This is a genomic window from Rhodococcus sp. p52, assembly GCF_000763325.2.
GTDB lineage: Bacteria > Actinomycetota > Actinomycetes > Mycobacteriales > Mycobacteriaceae > Rhodococcus > Rhodococcus pyridinivorans.
On sequence record NZ_CP016820.1, the window covers coordinates 224230 to 242246 of the forward strand.

The window sequence follows — 18017 nt, forward strand, 5'->3', positions numbered from 1 at the left end:
CCTACCGAGTGGGTACTCGGATCCCCCGAGCAGATGGCCGGTCGCGGTGCCGACCCTAATACGCCGATGTTCGTGAGCTTCGTACCCGTTGCGACGACACGGCGCCAGAGACAGACCGGCGGGATTCGTGCACCACCGCACCGGACTCGATTCGTACCTCCGCCCGATCCGTGCGTCCCTGCCCTCCGATCCGAGACAGCTACGTCTGCGTCTCGCTGCCGATGATCTTCACCATCTTCAGAGCTCTGGCCGAGTTCGAACGCAACCTTATCCGCGAACGCACCCACGTCGGCCTCGGCGCCGCCCGGTACGACGGAGTGAAGAGGCGTACGTGACCATGCCGGTGTGTCGCCGGCGAGGTGTCCTGAGGAGGCGGTCATGCATTCCTCGGTGTACGCCCTTCGAGCAGGTCCTTCAGTGCAAGATTGATCCCGACACCCTTTGTGTGGCGAAGCAGCCGATTTCCTGGATCCCGGTCTCCCCACACCTTTGTGCCGACATTGTGACGGCCCGAATCGCGATACCACTTCTGGAAGTCGAGCGCGACCACGTCGGATTCGCTTACTGCACGGATTGAGTGCTCTCGCTCGTGATACACGAGTTTGGCATGGCTCTCGCGGAAGTTCATGACCTCCTCCTCAGTCAGCATTGCCTTGACCAGGGACCCGTCGGGGAGTAATGCGAGAGTATAATACTCGTGGTTGGTTTCTTGAACTCGAACGTTTCCGCTTCTGGTGTTTGCTTCTTTGTGCCAATGGCGCCGGTCGATCGGCCAGTGCGGGCCGAGAGCCTGCACCTCGCGGAAAACAGGTCTGCGTTCATGAACTACGTAGCTGCGGGAGCCGAATCCGAGAAAGCCGGCGGTGGTCTTCGTCACCGGCACATCGGTGTATGTCGTTTTTCGGTACGTCAACGGAGGACTCAGAGGCATTGCAGTCTCTCGCGCAACTCGCTGCGCGTACTTCTTCAACCGGTCCCAGTCGATATGGCTGGCGTCGTACTTGGTTCGATCCATAGGGCGCCTCTCGTCGATCTATCTGACTTGCGGGCAAGGACATGTGTAGGCGTCAAACAGGTGTGAGTGGGGGACAGGGAATCTGGATGTCCTGTCCACGACTCGCAGGTGCTGGCGTATCGCTCAGACGATATTGCCGTGGGCAAGCACTCGACACACTGACGGATCCGCTTGATACATCGGACCATCGAGTATTCCGTACTCGAAGCCGCCTTTGGAACTGCCAAGCTTGAGTTCATCGAGAAACCGCGCCATGAGCTGTGCTCCGGTCACTTCGGTGAAATGCGTGACGAAGAAGATCAGACAACTGCCCAGGCTGTCCTGGCAAGCGGTCCAATGAAACCGTAAGCCACCCAGGTCTAACATGAACATTCCGTTCGACTGTTCCTCCGAGCGGCCCACCGTCGGCACGTTCGACACAACGTGACCGATGAGATCGACCGGATTCATGTCGGCGTAGATCGTGGGGTTCAAGCCGCCGGCAGATCGGATCAACCGGTCCAGGTTCTGGATCGCAGGAGAAGGGTTGCCGGAGAGGTTAAGAGAATCCATGTGAGTCCTTGGCTTGGGGTTGGGACGACCGGGTACACAATCGGCTACTTCAGTGGAGGCTCCTGGCCGGATCCTTCGCACAGTCTGCATGTGCCGGTGCCTTTGCAGGCTGAGCACTTGTTTTGATTGACGGTGCCCTCGGCTCTCCACCCGGAGCCGTTGCACGTCTCGCACGCGGTGGTTCCTTTACAGGCCGAACAACGCATGATCGTTCTCCTTCTCTCAATTAGTAGGGGTGGATCGACCGGAGGATGCGTTCTGCCTCAGGATCGACACGTTTGGGACGGGCGTTACTGTTCAAGCCTCCGAGGCTGCCCATGGTTCGCAAAATCGTGTCGGCGAGTATCGCGCTGCTGTGCCACATATTTCGATCGAACTCCTCGGCGTCCTCAGGGGGACTGTCTTGGTCGTCTCGCTGCTCCCACGGAAAATCGAATGGAAGAATCAGGCGATGAGATCGGGGGAGCTGCTCTACCGCGTCACGGAGTTCATCGCGCCATGCGGTCCACTCTTCCACAGAGAAACGCGGTTTCCCGTTGTCCGACCGCAGAGCTTTGAAGCTCTGACGGGCGATCACCCTGTCGGATTCGGTCAGGAGAACCACGAACGGTAAGCGGTCACGGTACTCGACGTCGTCGATCATGCGGACTAGGGTGTGCGGTTCGGGGTATTCCCCGACGACCGCTCGACCTACGTGGTGGATGAACGTGTCCTGCGGTGGATCGAACAGAAGACGCGCGAGACCGTCGTTGCGCAACTTGTTCATCTCCTCGATATGGTCGTCACGGTCGCGCTCACGGGGCGGTGTTGCCGTTCGCTCGATCGAGGAGCTGTTGGTCAACCCCCAGCCGAGTGCTCTCGCGGCGATCGCAGCGACATGGTGGCGCCAGGATGACTGGGTGAGGGCGACGACCAGGACGGTTCTCGAGTTCAGCTTCGGAAACAAGATGGGCGCCTTCGAGGGAACTCTGTCGCGGGTGAAGGCGGGGATGGACAGGTAGACGACGTCATTGGGCGCCGCCTCGAGCGGCGGGGTGGGGCGTGGTCGAACATGGTCGGCCAGGAAAACGGCCCGATCGCGGATCACTGCCCCGAACTCCTCGATCAATGCGGCACGCACGCTTTGGCCAGGGGCAAGAAGTCCCGGACGTGCAGGTGTCACTGCAATTCTGGTACCCGACAGGACTTCTGCTTCGGGCGAGGGGCCGGAGCGGTGAGGCAGAATCCCCACAGCCCATCGTCCGGTAGCGGTAATGTCTTCGACGAGATCGAGCTGTACCCCTCCTGCCTGGCGGCGGCGGGCGAGTTCGTCTTCGAGTTCTTGGGCACGCATCTGCCATTTCTTGCCGTGAAGGATATGAGAACGTTCGTCTTCGAGTGCTGGAAGCAACGCGCGCAACAGTCGGTCCGGAGCGATCCCGAGTGCCTCAACGAACGTCGGAACCTCGTCGAGTCTCGGTCCGGAATTATTCGATGAGCCCCTCATCAAACGGCGCTTGAGGGTTGCTTCAGATTCGAAGTTCACCGCCCTTCTCAACTTGTCCCATGTCAGTCCGCGCTCTTGTCTCGCAGCTTCATAAAGGCTGGCGAGTCTCTCGGATGCCGAGAACGGTGAAGGATCGGACGTAGCGTTGTTCACGATTGTGGGCTCTTCGCACTTGGTAGGGGCTGGTGCCGATCGACCCCGTTGCCGTGTCGGTGATTGAAAAAGGGCCCGCGCCCTTGTGAGCTGGGTGTTCTCAGGCATCCAGGACAGCAAGGAACGCGGGCATGCACCACGGTAGTTCATTGCTGCTCGATCTCGACGGCGTCATCGTCGAATCGGTGCAGCGCACGGTCGACGACAGCCGGATCGTGCAGATCGCAACGGCACCCGAATGGGTCGGGATGTGCCCGCAGTGCGGGCAGAAATCATCGCGCTCGAAGGGTTGGGTCACCACCAGACCGCGGGATGTGCAGGTCGGACCCGACCGTCCGCTGTTGGTGTGGCGGAAACGGAAATGGTTGTGCACCAATACCTCCTGTGACCGTAAGGTGTTCACCGAGTCGACGCCGGGGGTGCCGTCCCGGGCACGGGTCACGCCACGAGCGAAGGCGCTGCTGGTCGAGGCGGTCCTCGACGGGGACCGGTCGGTGTCCGCGGTCGCCGGCGACTACGGGTGCGCCTGGCACACCGTCCACGGCCACCTCGTCGTGGTCGCCGACGCCGCCCTGGCCGGCGAGCCTGAGCCGGTGATGGTGCTCGGGATCGATGAGACCCGACGCGGGAAGGCGAAATGGGAAACTTGCCCCGAGACCGGGGAACGGAGATGGGTGGACCGGTGGGACACCGGACTGGTCGACCTGACCGGCGATCAAGGGTTGCTGGCGCAGGTCAACGGACGCACCTCGGCGGTGGTGATCGACTGGTTCGACGCCCGCGACGAGACGTGGAAGGCACAGATCACCCATGTCGCGATCGACATGTCGTCGGTGTATGCGAAGGCGGTGCGCGAGGCACTGCCGCACGCACAACTGGTGGTGGACCGGTTCCACCTGGTCAAGAAGGCCAACGAGATGGTCGATACCGTCCGGCGCAGGGTCACCCAGGCCGAGCGGGGTCGGCGCGGCCGCAAGAGCGATGTCGAATGGATCAATCGACGACGGTTGTTGCGGGCCTCCGAACGCCTGACCGACGAACAACGATCGGCCCTGTTCGAGAAGCTGACCGCCGCCGACCCGCACGGGGACATCGCTGCGGCATGGATCGCCAAAGAACTACTGCGCGATGTGTTGCGCTGCACCGATCGTGGTGGCCTTCGCCATGAGATCCGGGACAGGCTGTATCGGTTCTACACGTTCTGCGCGGCATGCCGTGTCCCGGAGATCGGCAAGCTGGCGACGACCGTCTCGGCGTGGCAGGAACCGATGATCCTGGCGATCACCACCGGCCTGTCGAATGCGCGCAGTGAAGGCTACAACCGCATCGTCAAGCACGTCGGCCGTATCGCGTTCGGGTTCCGTACCCCGGAGAACCAACGCCGCCGGGTACGGTGGGCCTGCACTCGACGGTCACGTCGGGTCGCACCCAGCCGGCGCCAATGCCACTGCTAACTGCGAAGAGCCCGATTGTGGAGGTCCTCTCATGTCTGAAACACCATCTTCAGATGCGGTAGCACTAGATTCAAGATCAGGAATTGGCCGAAGTGGAACAGTTTCTGTTGACCTGTTTTGGGCAGAATCTGACCCTGTTCAGCCTCGTTCTGGTTCGTCATCGTTGAGAACGAGACGCCGTCCGGCAGCTCGACAACAGATCAGGAGGCTGATATGGGAATCGTGGACAAGGCCAAGGCTGCTGCTACAGCTGGAAGCATCATGTGGAACGTGGCCTCGGCACCGATCGAGAACACTGGTAACACTGCCGACACGAAGGCAGAAGGCAGCGCCCTGCTGCGCGACCGCGCGAACAACGAGGCGGCCCGCATGCGCAGTGAGACCAGCGCGAAGGGCACCCGCAACGGCGGCAACAGCCGCAACAAGTAGACCGCACTTCGGGGGTGGCCGGGACTTGCCGGCCACCCCCGGCTGTGCTTGACCAACCCGTCTCTGTGCTTGAGCGCGCGGTCGCATGAAACCACGTTCATGACACTGGACTCCGTTTACAAGCTCGGATAGGATTCCGACGTCTATTTGCCGAATGATTTTTCTGTTAATCGAAAGAAATGGCGATTATGGGTTTCCTTGATTGGCTGGGATTGACCTCGCAGAAGGAAGAGAGCGTCGCGCGGACCGCCCCTACAGCCCGGCCGCATAGTCGGCGTCGATCGCCTGATCAGCACCGGCTTGCGTCCTTTGATACATGGACAGATCCAGCAGCAAGTACCGGTTCTACCACGTGGGAGAAGCGGCTGGATTCGTATGCACTTAAATGCGCTGAGCAACTCCGAAATTCTGGTGTAAAGACATGGCGTTGCGCTGCACCACGTGACGGGAAAGGAACCTATCGGGATGCTTTCTGGCTGATCTCCGTCGATGTTGATCAGGCCGAACGTGGGTATCACCGGACCGCGCTGGCCGGTAGAGCCGATGTACGAGAAGGAGACTTCACCGGGCGAATCGCTGGAGACGCATTGCTTCTGTCCACAACCGGAAGACTATGTACGGCGAAGGCAGAGATGTTCTTTCCCAAGAACGGGCACTGCTCCGACACCGAGATGGACTCGATCTTTCACCATATCGGAAGAGACTTGTTTCTTCTGGGATCATCAGGGTGGGCCTGGAGTAACCGTGGCCGCTGGCGGCAGACATCACCATTAAAAGCGTACGGGTTGGTCATGGTGGAGCGCATCGAGTTCCGCAGTAAGTACCCTCCGTATAGTTTCGAAGGAAAAGATCCAGGTAAAGGCTCGAGCGCTGCACTCAACAGTTTCGTGAAGTCTGGCGGAAAAGTTCAATGGCCCAGGAATTTCGCCGGATTCGACTACTGAGAGGTGACCGTGGGATGCTCCAGGATCGGACTCGGGACGGCTGCATGAGGCGCCTCGGAATCACGGAGGCGGTAGGGCTGGACCTCGATCTGGCCGGGACGCGATGATGCCCGGATCTGCTTCGAAATCTCCCACCGCCTGTAGGTGGATTATAAGGATTATCCATCAATTGAGTCGCCGGATGACCGGCCCCGGACGGGTGACGCATTGCCACATCGTGGTCGGGGACCGTCGAGCGAGGCGCCGGTTACTCGCGTCGGCCCTCATCCGGAGGGGATGGAATCCGCTTTTTGTTGTCCCGGTCCACGAAATACAGCGTCCAGAAGATCGCAGCACCAACGATCGCACCTGCGAGGAAGCCGGCGTTGCCCATACGGGTTTCGCCCATCGCTTCATCCGGATTCACGACGGCTCCCATCCAGCCGGGTACTGCGAGCGTGAAGAATACCGCCCCGAGGATGCGCCAGTGCACCTTGAGGAACGGCCATATCACGCGTGCCCACACCCCGGGCTTGCTCACCCCTGATCTGGTCGAGGCAGGCGGTACGGACATCGACGACAATGCCCACCAGTTCCGCCACTGTTTTCCGAAGGCACTCTGGACGGTGCCGGTGCGGGCGGCGGTGACGGCCGCGTGCCGGTTTTTGGGGATGAGGGTTCCGTCCGGCTCGTAGATGAACAGCGCGATGGACATCACCTCGGCGTACTCGACGGCGTGTTGGGAGTAGTCGGAAGCGGCGAAGAAGAACAGCCTTTTCGACAACTCGTGCCCGCGTGCACTGACCAGGTTCTGCAGCTCGGGGCGACCGACTATACCGCCGCGCCACTTCACCTGGGCCAGGGCGCCGGACGAGCGTACGTCGGAGCCGCCAGAGGTCACGGCAGCATCGACAAAGCCCATCTCACGGTTAGGTCGGGTCGGGGGTCCGACGTCGACAATCCGTACTTCAGGTTGGTCCCGGTCGACGCATTCCTGCGCGTGACGATCGATGAACTCACACGCTGTGCAACCGGCGGGCGGCTGCTGCGTACTTGTTGCTCAGGTCGGTGTGGACCTCGGCGATGTACTCGAGCGACCTCTGGGTTGGATTGACCGCTCGTTCGCTCGTGTGAAATGTCGGGTACGACGAGATGCCTGCCGCACACGCCGGGTCGATCTCCTCGAGGACACGCCAAATACGCTTGGCAACAGCGCCGTTGAGGATCACAATCTCAAGGTTCGGGATCAGCAGGAGGAATCCGCGCAGCGCCTCGGCTGCCTCACGGTCCGATCGGTCGGTCTGGGGGTGCGGCTTCGGCCACGGGTAGGCATTCCACGACACGATCTCCGAAATGCGGATGCCGGCTTCATCCAAGAAGAACTTCTGCCGAGCGGCCGTGAGGTCGACGTTCTCCAGGCAGATCATGCCGGATCCGTCGGCACTGGTCAGGCCGGTCTTCGGGCCCGGGTCCTGCATGAGCGTGAGCAACCGCGCGTCGACGCCACCGTAGGTCGGCGCCACATACGGAATGGACACGCGACGCCCGGCCCGCAACTTGTCGACGTACTCGTTGATCGGCCGGACGCTCGGGTCGTACCGCCTCCTGTACAGATCGTTGCGATAGGCCTTATCGCGACACCGCTGCCCGGCAAGTGCTTCCTCGGATGTTGCGGCGGTCGGCACTATCCGCTTCTCCTTGGGAGGAGCGGGCGAATCGGCTTCCGGATTGATCTCAGCGCGAGAACCGGGGTGCCTGCGGAAACCGGGGATGATGCTGTCGATCACCAGCGGAGCTCCCGCGGGAAGTGCGACTTTGTCGCCTACCCTTCGCTTCCGGACGGCCTGGCCCATCGGTGACGAGTACGAGACGGTCTCGTACTCGCTGTCGGTGTGACGCTCGGTGAGCACGAACGTGTCTCGGTGACCGTCCAGGTATCGGACGGTCACGATAGACCCGGCTACCACCCAGTCCTCGGTCGGTCCCCACGCGGCGAGCCGGTCCCGGTCGGCGATGTACCGGGCATGAGCGACCGTCAGATCCCGTTGCCTCGCCTGCACCTGCCGGAGCTGACTGTCGTATCGCTGGTAGTCCACCAGCAGGTCACCGCCATCGCGGCACTCGTCCATCTTCACGCGGAGTTCCCGTTCCTGCTCCGCGAGTTCATCGCCGGCCATCCGATACTGATCGAGTTCGCGGTCGAACGACTCAGGACCGGTCGGCTCGGTGATCGGCCCCCTGAGGTTCCCTCGTCGACCGGTAAGTCAGTGTCGGGCAGGGGATCTGGCTCATTGGACGTCGTTTCGCTGCCAGTCGCGACCGTCATAGGTTGAGCATCTGATGTCACCGTGCCCTTTGGGGATGCCATGTCAGTTGGATCGTCGGCAGGTTCCTCTGGAACCCGCTTCAACGATAAGGACGGCAAGAGGCGCTTCGCTCGGCGGCGTAACTCCTGCAATCGAACACGGCGACCATTCACGCGCCACATCGTAGCGACGCATCGACTTGATCAGGGCGTACCTATCCACCACCCACTCGTCCCTCGCACGCTGTGCTGGGTCGGAAGTTGCTCTCGTAACGTGCTTTCAACACAACAATTCGGAATGAACTTATGAGACGTTGCGAGCTGGGGCGATCGGTCCTGCTTCCGTCGGCGACAGACCACCCCTCTACCAAGGTTTCAAGACGCGCAATCCAACCCGCACCTGTCGGCATGGCCGAGGACGCGACCGAGACCAGGATGATCCTGTGCGAGAGCATGTCCGCGGCTACGTGAACTGGCCACAGCCGAGGTCCGTGTGCACAGTGACTTGCGGACCGCTCGAGATGCGTGACACGACCGAGGCGCTGGGGTGGGTTCGGCCAACGGAGCGGCGACGACCAGCGACGTGGGGGCTGAACGGTCCGCTGGTGGTGGGTCTCTGCGCGGCGGCAATCCCTCTGGCGACGAGACGGGTGGCCGACTCAGACCGTCGAACATATGAGATCGTCTCGTCGAACACTCGCGACTCACAGGCCGAGGCGCGGACACTGAAGGAGTTGCTCGATGACGTCCGATGACCGACCGTCGATGACCAGCGGATACCCGCCCCACTGCCCGACCATCCGCCGCGGCGATCAGGCAATCGGGTTCAGTCCATCGCCCAACGGCTGCTTCATCCGCGCATGGTGGGCACACAATGGCCACCCGATCGGCGCCTATCCCACCGTCGAACTGGCCGTCGACGCCGCGCTCGCAGCCCTCAGGAGCGGCGACCTCACCCCGGATCACGGTGACGACCCCACCAAAGTCGCTCGGGAAATCACTCGCATCGAGACAACACTGCGCGAAATCGACTGACCACGCTGCAGTTTCGCAACGGAAACCAGAAGCTCGATACGCTCACGCCCCGAAAGGCGTCGGCGGCGTTCAGGTGGATTTTGTCCGGAGTCCGCACCTTTCCCTTGCATCCTGGCCCCCTCGCGTGCCGGGGCCACAGCACTACCCGCAACCGACTCACCCTGGTACGCCCACGGATGGGTCAACTGGAATCCGTACAGGTGCACAGGCTTGTGTCCGACGAGGGAGTCGATCAACGGGTCCGAGATCTTCTGGCCCGGAAGAAGGAACTGTTCGAGAGTTTCGCTCGCGAGAGCGACACTGCAGCGAGCGCGCCGGAAGCCTACGACATCACCGAGGCGGAACTGGCGCGCGACATCATCGCCGCGGAACGCGAGCGGCTCTTCGGGTACGGCGTGCCGGCGGCTCCGGCACAGCAACCGGCAGCCACACCCGCGCACGTTCCTGGCGCGTCGAGTCCCACGCGGGACTCGACCGCGCCGGAATCGGCGGCGACGGCGCCCATCACGCCCGCAACTCCGAACGCCGCCGGTGAGATGCTCGAGCCGCTACTCGACGAAGCGACTGTTCAACCGGTGGACGATCCAGCCGCCGATCGACCGTGCGGCGTGCCTGCTCGCGGCAAGGCAAGCACCGCACCGCGCACGCCAGCAGCGGAGTCGACTGTCCTGATGCCGTATCCCGTCTTTCGTCAAGCGCTGCCGTCGATCTCGAAGACACCCCCCGACACAATCGTCGACAACGTCGTATCGATTGTGTCCGTGGAAGGCCCGATGACGGGATGGCGAATCCACCAGGTGTACACCGAATGCGCATCAGGCCGCGACCTGAACGGTGAGGTCCCGCGCCTGCTCAACCGCGCGATCTCGGCTGCCGAGCGCAGCGGATTGATCGTTTCCGAGAATCCGTTGGGGCGATCCGGGAACAAACCGCTCACGTTCCGGCTCCCCACACAATCGACTGCGATCGCCCGCGAGCTCGGCCCCCGGACAATCGACGTCGTTCCGCCGAACGAGGTTGTGCAGTACGGCCGGATTGCGGCAGCGGGGAAGATGTCGGTCTCCGAGGAAGCGCTGATCGGCCGTGTGGGCAGGTTGTTCCAGAACCCGCCGCAGTCCGCAGATCTGCGGCGTGCTGTTCGAGTAGCGAAGCGAATCCACTCCCCCTGACGGCATGAACACGGGACCAGACGATCAGCATGGGAATCCCGACGTGGAGATCGCCACCCAGTTCTCCGTCTCTCTGCCGCGAGCAATGGCGGGTCCGTCGCGCATGCAACGCATTCACGGGCGCCCGTCGAAATCCTGATCGAGGGGACATCGCGGTGTGGTCTGCGAGATCGAGTCGTCGAGGCCCTATGGGGTGAGCGACGTGGCTGCTCATGGGACAGCCTGGGTCCTGCAAGGCACCGAGATGGTAGGGAGCAATCCCGGGGCGCAGCCAGACTGCCGAGCTGCCGCCGGCGGCGGTCGTGGACCTACGCCGAGCGGCCGGAGGCGCCGCCTCGCAGCATCCCCTGTGTCAGGGGCGAGGAAGTCGCCCGTCGCCGCATCCTTGCGGTCAGGTGACGGTGTACTTGTGGGCGCCCGGAACCGGGATAGGGGTGCCTTCGCGGAATCGGTGCGGTGAGCACTGGGCAAGGGCAATCAACCGTTCCCGTAAGGCGGTCGCCGGGTCCCATCCGGTTCCTCCTTTCAGAAGGAGGCGGCGGGCCCCCATCGCCGTTGCGTCACGTTTGGGGTAGGAGAAGATTTCCTTCCAGGAATGGTCGACGGCGTCGTGTCGCACGTAGAACGTGGCCTGACCAGCGAGGGGGCTGATAGCGATCGCGTCGTCTCCGACATGACGGCCGTTGCGGTCAATATGTCGGATGACCAACACCAGGTAGGAACCGTTGATGTTGCTGTCGAACGGCCCGGCAAGGTTGTTCCGGGAGGGGATTCCGCGTAGTCGCTGGCATCGGTCGGGTCCGAAGTGCTGTTCGAGATCCTTCAGTACCTGGAGTTTTTCCGGTGCAAGGCGGGGTCCCGAGTTCGGTGCGGTGCGGCGATGTTCTCTACGCGCATGCTCCTCCAGGTCGGTGCCTGGGGGCAGGACTTCGAAGTCGATCCGCTCTTCCTCTAGTTCGAACTTCCTGCGCGTGAGACTGTCCTCGTATCGGCGCAGGAACTCGTACCGGCCTTCACGCAGATCGCGGAACTGGTCCCGGATCTTCTGCACTGCCCGGCCAGGATCGTGCGCCCGATCGTCCAGCAGCGTCTGTAGCAGCGCGTTCGTGATGAAGGCACGTGTCGTCGATACACCGGCCTCGTCGAGGCGCTTGAAGATCTCCGTCATGAAGTAGTCGTGGACCTCGGAAGCATCCGGGATGTCGCTGACCAGGAGGAGAGCGATCATGTTCTCGAGGTGGCTAAGAGTCTCGCTTTGCGCTGTGATCGTGTCGACGCCGTGCTTCCATCGTTCCCAGGACTCTACCTTGGCCAAGAGTTCGGTTGCTTCGTCGACATACGCTTTATCCGGTTGCCCGTCACCGAATCCGGGTTCATCGAACGAACCATACTTTTTGGTCAGGTGCTGCCGGAGCGTCCTGCCGTCGTCGACGGTCATCGCGATGAACCGAAGCACGTCCACCGTAGGCAGCGAGCCACGCTGACCGTCGAAGAGGACCCGGAGACGGTACCGGTAGCCGAGATAGCTTTGTGGCATTTCGACAGAGAAGGCCTCGAAATGCCCCAGCGTCGTCCAGGTTTCGTCCGTGTAGGCACGATGGGGTTGGTCCTCGGCGATGAGGTCGGCGACCTGGTCGAGCAGATCGGTGGACGCGGTATGCGGGAGATTCTGCACCTTCACTCCTCGGGGTGTCTTCCGTCGAGCTGCGTTCATCGAAGCAGGTAGTGGCGCTAAAGTTCGTGTTCTTCCCGGTCGATACATCGTTGACCGGGAAGAACACGCAGGCGACCGGTGAACGGGTGCCGACGGATCGGGGTTGGGGCGGTGGGGAGCCGATGGTCCGATGCGGTGCGTTCCCGGTCGTTCAGCGGTGGCCAATACTGATTGTGAAAGCTGCATCGACCGAAACCGCTGCGGTGTGGACGAGTCCTGCGGTCAGCCGTAGTTGCGACTGCGCCAGCCGGGTGTTGTCGAAATCCGTAGCTGGGTTGTGCAACTCCGCTGTCGCGTTGGGGTCCAGTTGCAGCGCACCCGGGATGTGCACCTGCGCGAGCCGGACGCCTTCTGTGATCGCGGCGACGAGGTCACGCGCATGCATGGGCGCTCGATGCCGGCCGGCGTCGAGGCTGACGTCCTCGTCTTCGGTGACGTCATTGCCCAACGCGGCATCGAAGGGGTGCACCGCCACCGGGGCACCGAGTCCACACCTGTTGTAGGTCTGAGCGAAGGCGTACCAGGCGTGAGAGGAGCGTCGAGCCTCGTCCCGCGGCTGGTCGAACACCATCGTTTCGGTCAGCATCCACAGGCGGGTGAGGGTCTCGGCGCCTTGGCCGAGCACCGCCCATCCCGCGCGGTGGTGGCCGCTGCGGTGCAAGGAGGTGACCGCCTCGCAACTGTCGAGCAGCTGAGCGAACCGCACCACGATCGTGGCCAGATAGAACCCCTCGGTGTCCGGCCACTGATGACCTGACCTCGGCTCGCGCCGAGGATCTGTGGTCTCTTCTGCGACCAGGCGGCGTGCGGGCTCAAAAACGGTGCTGCGGGCTGCCTCGATGACGATCTCCGCCGCTTCCACGGTGCCCGCCACCGCGGCCCACGGCCCGTCCGGCGCCATCCGGTCGGACAGGACGTCGAGGAACTCGGTGCTGGTCGCGACGGTTCCGGTGTGCTGCTCGATCATGCGATGCCCCAGGTGGGGCACGGCACCGAGCACCGGGCGAGATCGGTTTCGTCGAGATAGAAGCACCACAGTTTCTCGCCCGGTAGCCACAGTCGGCTGGGTTGGCCGGCCCATCGTGCCAGCTGCACGGTCGCGCCCGGTGCCCGGTAGGCCTGTTCGAGTGCCGGCTCGAAGTCGGCGTCGGCGCTGAACAGCACGACCCCGTCGAAGCGGCCGGACCCTTGAGAGGTGCACAGATCCAACGTGATCGCGGTATCGACGCCCTTCTCGGTGTAGGTGCCGGTGACGGGATCGAACGCACTGGGGCGACTGCGGACACTCACGCGGGGATCGCGTTGCCACCGGCGAACCATCACCTGCTCGGTGGCGTATCGCTGGGGGTGGCGGTGGGGGTCGCATACCCCCATGTGGACGGTGATCTCGTCGAAGCGGATCGGCCGGTTCGATTTGGCGGCGATGACGTCGGCCATCCGGCCCATGTTCAGGTCGACGGTGTTGCTGGGCCGACCCCAGGGAAGTACGCTGACCATGCCGTCCAGCACGTTGAACAAGTCGACGACGAGCTTGAAAGACGCAGGGGTATCACTCACGAGTGTTCTCCTTACAACCGAATCCGAACGCTCGCCCTCCTGGCTACCAACCGATTCTCGGCGGGGCATTTGTATATTTACAGCCGTCGCCGAATTCCGCAAGCCCGATCTGGGGTGAATTTTCTGTGCAGTCCTCCAGTGGTGCTGCGATAGGCTCGCTAGCGTGAGAGTCCACCGCCCGTGCGGGCCGATATTGGACCGACGAAAGCTCCTCTACCTGCGGGTTTGTGTTAATTTTGAGACTTTCCATTTGAAGCACCTCAAAACAGGGATGATTAAATACCCCTTCGGATATGGGATCAACAGAAATAGATCTGAGAGCTTCAGATTTTTCAGATTCGGATGATGTCCTAATGAACGAGTGAGATAAGGACGGACCTTCATTGCCGTTTTCTGGTTTGAATCAGTGTCTTATCTTCAAACGCAAATTTCGTACTTCGATTTGTCTTCTCATCAGAAAGATCGGGTTGGAAGGGCAGGGCGGTGTCGACCCGGCGCTTCGTCACTGTGACGCCGGACGTTCGGCCCGACGGTGCACGCCGATGGGAGACATCGGACGGGAGGTGTGTCGAGTCGAGTTGAAGCTATCGCGGGAGTTGCCGTGCCAAGGCCCTATCGACACCACGGCCGGTTTGAGGCGGTCGTGTCGGTCGGGCGTGTCTGAGCCGAGATGACGACTGCGGTGGGCGAGGGGGTGCGTTCGCAGACGTCAATTCTTGGTGGTGCCGTGGCCAGGAGTCACGAGTGCACCGGTACAGCCATGTGCGACCGCGGTGCAATGGTCGACGTTGTGGGTCGAGGCGCAACAGGAGATCTGCGTGTAGGACCGAAAGAGCGCTGCCGGTCGAGTAGGGACCGAGGCTGGATGCGGACAGGTCAGGTTTGACCCGCACGGCGATCGGGATCCTGTATTACACGAACCGGGTCGTCGCTGATGCGTGCGTGTAGGCAGGGTGGCGCAAACGGCATGCGCGGCGGAGATTCTTGTGGACAACGAACGCCCTGGTCACGTCTCCAGGCTGCGGCTGGGCGGGGCCTGCACGAGAAGACATGAGGGTACGGACCGGCGATGTGTGCACCATCTCCGTCGGGCGGAGTGGCTAGCAACCACCTCCGCCCCTGTGGGCTCCCACGGCGCAGGCGAGACCATCATCAGCGGGGACTGCATCGACGGCGATTCCGAAGGCTTCGACTATCACGCGCTTGCGTGGGGTTGACGCGGTCAGCAGGCGCGGGCGGGGAACACCAGAAGCGTTCCGTCGCTGTGCTTTTCGATCTCGATGACCATATCAGAGCTCGGGGAGGTTGTGCTGTGCGTGGGGGCGAGCGCACGCAGCCGGTACGACGTGTCGAGCAGATTGTCGACCTGCTTTCGGGTCATCACCTTGTCGATGAGTCGCTTGGGCGAGCGTAGTTCGAGCGCCGATAGCCGCCGAAGGATGTTCTCCACCCGGCTTTCCAGGTCGGCGATGCGCTGTTGGTCGTCTCGAAGGCTGCGGACGAAGTTCTCGAAGGGATTGGCTTCATCATCGCTCTGGCCGGCTTCGACGCCCTGCACGATGATGACCCGGCGCTTTAGTGCGATCGCGAGTGCGGCCAACTTGAGATGGGCACGGAACTCGCCACCGTCGGTAGTGAGGCCGGGGAAGGCCGCTTCGAGGTCGGCGACGTCGACGTGGCTACCGCCGAGCGCGTCGAGCGTCGCCGATGGGTGCACTGCATGCAATGCGTGCACGCATCGGTCCCGTCCGCAATCCCTGGGACCCGACGCGGGTCCCAGGGGGTTCGAGTGGAGGCTCCGGCGTGGCGGTCGCTGCAGGTCTGGTGGATGCCTCATTGGGCACCGACACCGGCGGATCGGTCCGTCTGCCTGCATCGGCATGCGGCATCACAGGACTGCGACCGACCTGGGGCTCGATCAGCAATGCCGGAGTCTTCCCGGTCAGCGACGCCTTCGACACCGTCGGTCCGATGGCACGGTCGGTGACCGAGGTTGCCCGCCTCTTCGATGTACTGCGTGTCGCCCCGGCCCCGTCGCCTGCCCCCACTCGACGGATAGGGTTGCCGTCGGTGTTCATCACCGACGACGTCGACGCTGCCATCAGCGACGCAGTCCGAGCGGCGGCACGACAACTCGGAGAACTGGGCTACGAGACAATACCGGTCACCGTCCCCGGTGCTGCTCGCGCACAGGACATCGTGTACACGTTGTTGTATTCGGATCTTGCTGCGCTGCACCGCAACCGAGTGCATTCCTCACCCGAACTGTTCCATCCCGACACCCTCGCACGCGTGTCCTTGGGTCTGTCCATCTCGGACTCCGAGAGAACAGCAGCGATAACCGGCGCAGCGGAGTTCCGTCGCGGACTCCGTGCACTGTTCACGACCGTCGACGCCGTACTGACCCCGACCATGCCGGTCGATGTGCCTCGCATCGCCGGTGGCGACGATGTCGTCGCACGCTCACGCCGCCTCGGACAGTTCAGTTATCCCTGGTCCCTCCACGACGGACCCACGCTCGCACTCCCGGTCGGATTCCATCCTCGTTCGGGGATGCCGATCGGCGCTCAACTGACGGCGGCCGCCCACCACGAATTGCTGCTCTTCGAGATCGGTGAAGACTTTCAGAGCACAACGGACTGGCATACCCGGAGACCGCCGCTACACATCACGCGGTGAGCCGCCATCGGAGGGGCAGAGACCCGTCGAGGCAGAGTGGTGCGCCCCGGTTCCCGATCAGCCGCGCACGGTCACCATCAGGGCCTCCAGGGAATCTGCGGTGTGCAGCCCCAGTGCAGCTCGGACCACCGCTGCTGCACGCTCCGGCGACAGCCTGTTCTCGACGTTGAGATCGAACTTCATCGTGAGTTCCTCGTCGGAAAGCGGATTCACCGGACCACCACGATTGTGGTCGACCCGAGCCTCGTGCCAGACACCATCGCGAGTGCGTACCCGCAGCACTGCCGGGAACTGATAGGGGTAGATCTCGTCGCACCGGTCGTCGCTGCGGCTGGTGACCAGACCCGCGAGTTCGAGCGTGCGTGGATCCTTCGCGGCCTCGTCGGTGAAATCGGCATGTCCCACTCCGAGTCCCGATCCACCGAGCAGCGCTCGTGCGACGGTGAACGGACCCGAGAACGCTGCATGATATCCGGATTCGGGGGCCGCTTTCGAGGCGGGAGGTTCGGCGATGGTGCGCAGGACCGGTTTCGGAACACCGAGTTCGATCTCCGCGATGTGGGCGGGGTCGAGCCCCTGGCGGACGAGCGTGCGTGCAGCGTCGATCCCGGCGTGGGTGAAGTGGTTGCACGGATACGGCTTGAAGAAGATACCCGGCAGTTCCCAGCGTTTGCCCAGTCCATCCAGGACCTTCGCGGTGTCGGCCCGATCGCCGCAGAAGGCGTGCAGGAAACCGAAACGTCCTTCGATCACGGTGGGCGGTCCGGTGAGGCCGGCGCGAGCAAATTCTGCCGAGGTGACACCGGAATGTGCCGCCCATCCGCAGTGCGCGCGCTTGACCGTGCCGCCGGTGCGGTTGGCTTCGAGCAATCCGGCGCCGAAACTCGCGGCGATGCCCATGGCGTCTGCGATACCTTCGCCCGGTCGAGCCGTGTCGAGGGTCGGTGTGGCAGTCGGATCTTTGCCTCGTTGGTCTCGGGGTCGGTAAACGTATGCTCCCGCGGCCGGCGGACGGTGCCCTCGCCCTGGCCAGGAGGGTGCCCCGGCTCGTCTGCGGTGAGCATCGGCTCTACCGATCCCCGGGGGCTCCGCCCCGGACCCCTGTCCCTCCCTCCCAAGGTTCCCGCTGCTCCGCGTGCACCGCGCCCGGTCGCCACACACGGCCCTACCGGACCCGCCGACCACCGGGCAAGGGAAAACCCGCCCTTGCCCGGCAGTCACCGCGCCCGGTTCACCAGGGCAGCACCGACCGACCGAGGTACCCGCTCCACCACCGCCACCGGACCACCCCGATACACCCGCAAAACCGCAGGTCAAAGCCTAAAAACGTGTGACCAGCATCACCAGAAAAGCACCGACAAAGCACCAATAAAACATCGAAAAATCATCAAAAAAAGATGTAAACTAGAGGCATGAACAACAACGAGAACGGCCCGTTACCCGCCTCAACACGCCCAGTTCATCGAAGGCATCCCCGCCTTCCTCGGCATGGTCCCGAACGAATCCCTCGTCATTGCCCTGTTCGATCCTCAGGGAACGACCGGCC

At 62.8% G+C, this 18017-nt stretch carries 13 protein-coding genes and 4 pseudogenes; 7 read left to right on the forward strand and 10 right to left on the reverse strand.

The window, feature by feature from the left end; translation table 11 throughout:
• Window positions 1-221: 221 nt before the first annotated feature.
• Window positions 222-323, forward strand: a pseudogene (locus IM25_RS27170) (recombinase family protein); the annotation flags it as partial.
• Between the two features lie 53 nt (window positions 324-376).
• Here IM25_RS27170 and IM25_RS26255 read toward each other — a convergent pair.
• From IM25_RS26255 to IM25_RS23825, 3 genes are all read right to left on the reverse strand, one after another.
• Entirely contained in the window at window positions 377-1015 is a 639-nt protein-coding gene (locus IM25_RS26255; RefSeq protein WP_157127003.1) for a hypothetical protein, read from the reverse strand.
• 123 nt (window positions 1016-1138) lie between these two features.
• Window positions 1139-1567 carry a hypothetical protein gene (locus IM25_RS23820; protein WP_033098768.1) on the reverse strand — a complete coding sequence of 143 codons (429 nt, stop codon included), beginning with the start codon at window positions 1565-1567 and terminating at the stop codon, window positions 1139-1141.
• Window positions 1568-1793: 226 nt separating this feature from the next.
• On the reverse strand, window positions 1794-3092 hold the full coding sequence (locus IM25_RS23825; RefSeq protein WP_157127023.1) for a hypothetical protein: 1299 nt from the start codon (window positions 3090-3092) through the stop codon (window positions 1794-1796).
• Between the two features lie 199 nt (window positions 3093-3291).
• Here IM25_RS23825 and IM25_RS23835 point away from each other — a divergent pair.
• From IM25_RS23835 to IM25_RS26260, 3 genes and pseudogenes are all read left to right on the forward strand, one after another.
• Window positions 3292-4660 (forward strand): annotated as a pseudogene (locus tag IM25_RS23835) (ISL3 family transposase).
• Window positions 4661-4873: 213 nt separating this feature from the next.
• On the forward strand, window positions 4874-5089 hold the full coding sequence (locus tag IM25_RS23840) for a hypothetical protein (RefSeq protein WP_033098771.1): 216 nt from the start codon (window positions 4874-4876) through the stop codon (window positions 5087-5089).
• A gap of 179 nt (window positions 5090-5268) precedes the next feature.
• Entirely contained in the window at window positions 5269-6033 is a 765-nt protein-coding gene (locus IM25_RS26260; RefSeq protein WP_157127005.1) for a hypothetical protein, read from the forward strand.
• Window positions 6034-6280: 247 nt separating this feature from the next.
• On the opposite strand, the gene IM25_RS23845 is transcribed toward IM25_RS26260, so the two are convergent.
• Together IM25_RS23845 and IM25_RS23850 are read right to left on the reverse strand one after the other, a co-directional pair.
• Complete coding sequence (locus IM25_RS23845; protein WP_052040207.1) at window positions 6281-6934, reverse strand: restriction endonuclease; 654 nt, start codon at window positions 6932-6934, stop codon at window positions 6281-6283.
• 94 nt (window positions 6935-7028) lie between these two features.
• Window positions 7029-8189 carry a GreA/GreB family elongation factor gene (locus IM25_RS23850; RefSeq protein ID WP_232333501.1) on the reverse strand — a complete coding sequence of 387 codons (1161 nt, stop codon included), beginning with the start codon at window positions 8187-8189 and terminating at the stop codon, window positions 7029-7031.
• 869 nt (window positions 8190-9058) lie between these two features.
• On the opposite strand from IM25_RS23850, the gene IM25_RS23855 reads away from it, so the two are divergent.
• A complete protein-coding gene (locus IM25_RS23855; RefSeq protein WP_157127006.1) occupies window positions 9059-9352 on the forward strand; it encodes a hypothetical protein in 294 nt (97 codons plus the stop codon).
• A gap of 173 nt (window positions 9353-9525) precedes the next feature.
• Window positions 9526-10521, forward strand: a pseudogene (locus IM25_RS27530) (ATP-dependent helicase); the annotation flags it as partial.
• A gap of 391 nt (window positions 10522-10912) precedes the next feature.
• Here the strand turns inward: IM25_RS27530 and IM25_RS23865 are convergent.
• From IM25_RS23865 to IM25_RS23880, 4 genes are all read right to left on the reverse strand, one after another.
• Entirely contained in the window at window positions 10913-12196 is a 1284-nt protein-coding gene (locus IM25_RS23865; RefSeq protein ID WP_157127007.1) for a hypothetical protein, read from the reverse strand.
• 190 nt (window positions 12197-12386) lie between these two features.
• Window positions 12387-13202 carry a hypothetical protein gene (locus IM25_RS23870; protein ID WP_157127008.1) on the reverse strand — a complete coding sequence of 272 codons (816 nt, stop codon included), beginning with the start codon at window positions 13200-13202 and terminating at the stop codon, window positions 12387-12389.
• Entirely contained in the window at window positions 13199-13792 is a 594-nt protein-coding gene (locus tag IM25_RS25765; RefSeq protein ID WP_052040208.1) for an NYN domain-containing protein, read from the reverse strand. The genes IM25_RS23870 and IM25_RS25765 overlap by 4 nt, the downstream gene beginning before the upstream one ends.
• Window positions 13793-15014: 1222 nt before the next feature.
• Window positions 15015-15527, reverse strand: a complete 513-nt coding sequence (locus tag IM25_RS23880; RefSeq protein ID WP_232333502.1) for a hypothetical protein — start codon at window positions 15525-15527, stop codon at window positions 15015-15017.
• On the opposite strand from IM25_RS23880, the gene IM25_RS23885 reads away from it, so the two are divergent.
• Window positions 15518-16471, forward strand: coding sequence for an amidase (locus IM25_RS23885; protein ID WP_232333503.1), 954 nt, complete (start codon window positions 15518-15520; stop codon window positions 16469-16471). The two genes, IM25_RS23880 and IM25_RS23885, sit on opposite strands and share 10 nt — an antisense overlap.
• A 57-nt stretch (window positions 16472-16528) precedes the next feature.
• Here the strand turns inward: IM25_RS23885 and IM25_RS23890 are convergent.
• Window positions 16529-17389, reverse strand: a pseudogene (locus IM25_RS23890) (MmgE/PrpD family protein); the annotation flags it as partial.
• Window positions 17390-18017 lie beyond the last annotated feature (628 nt).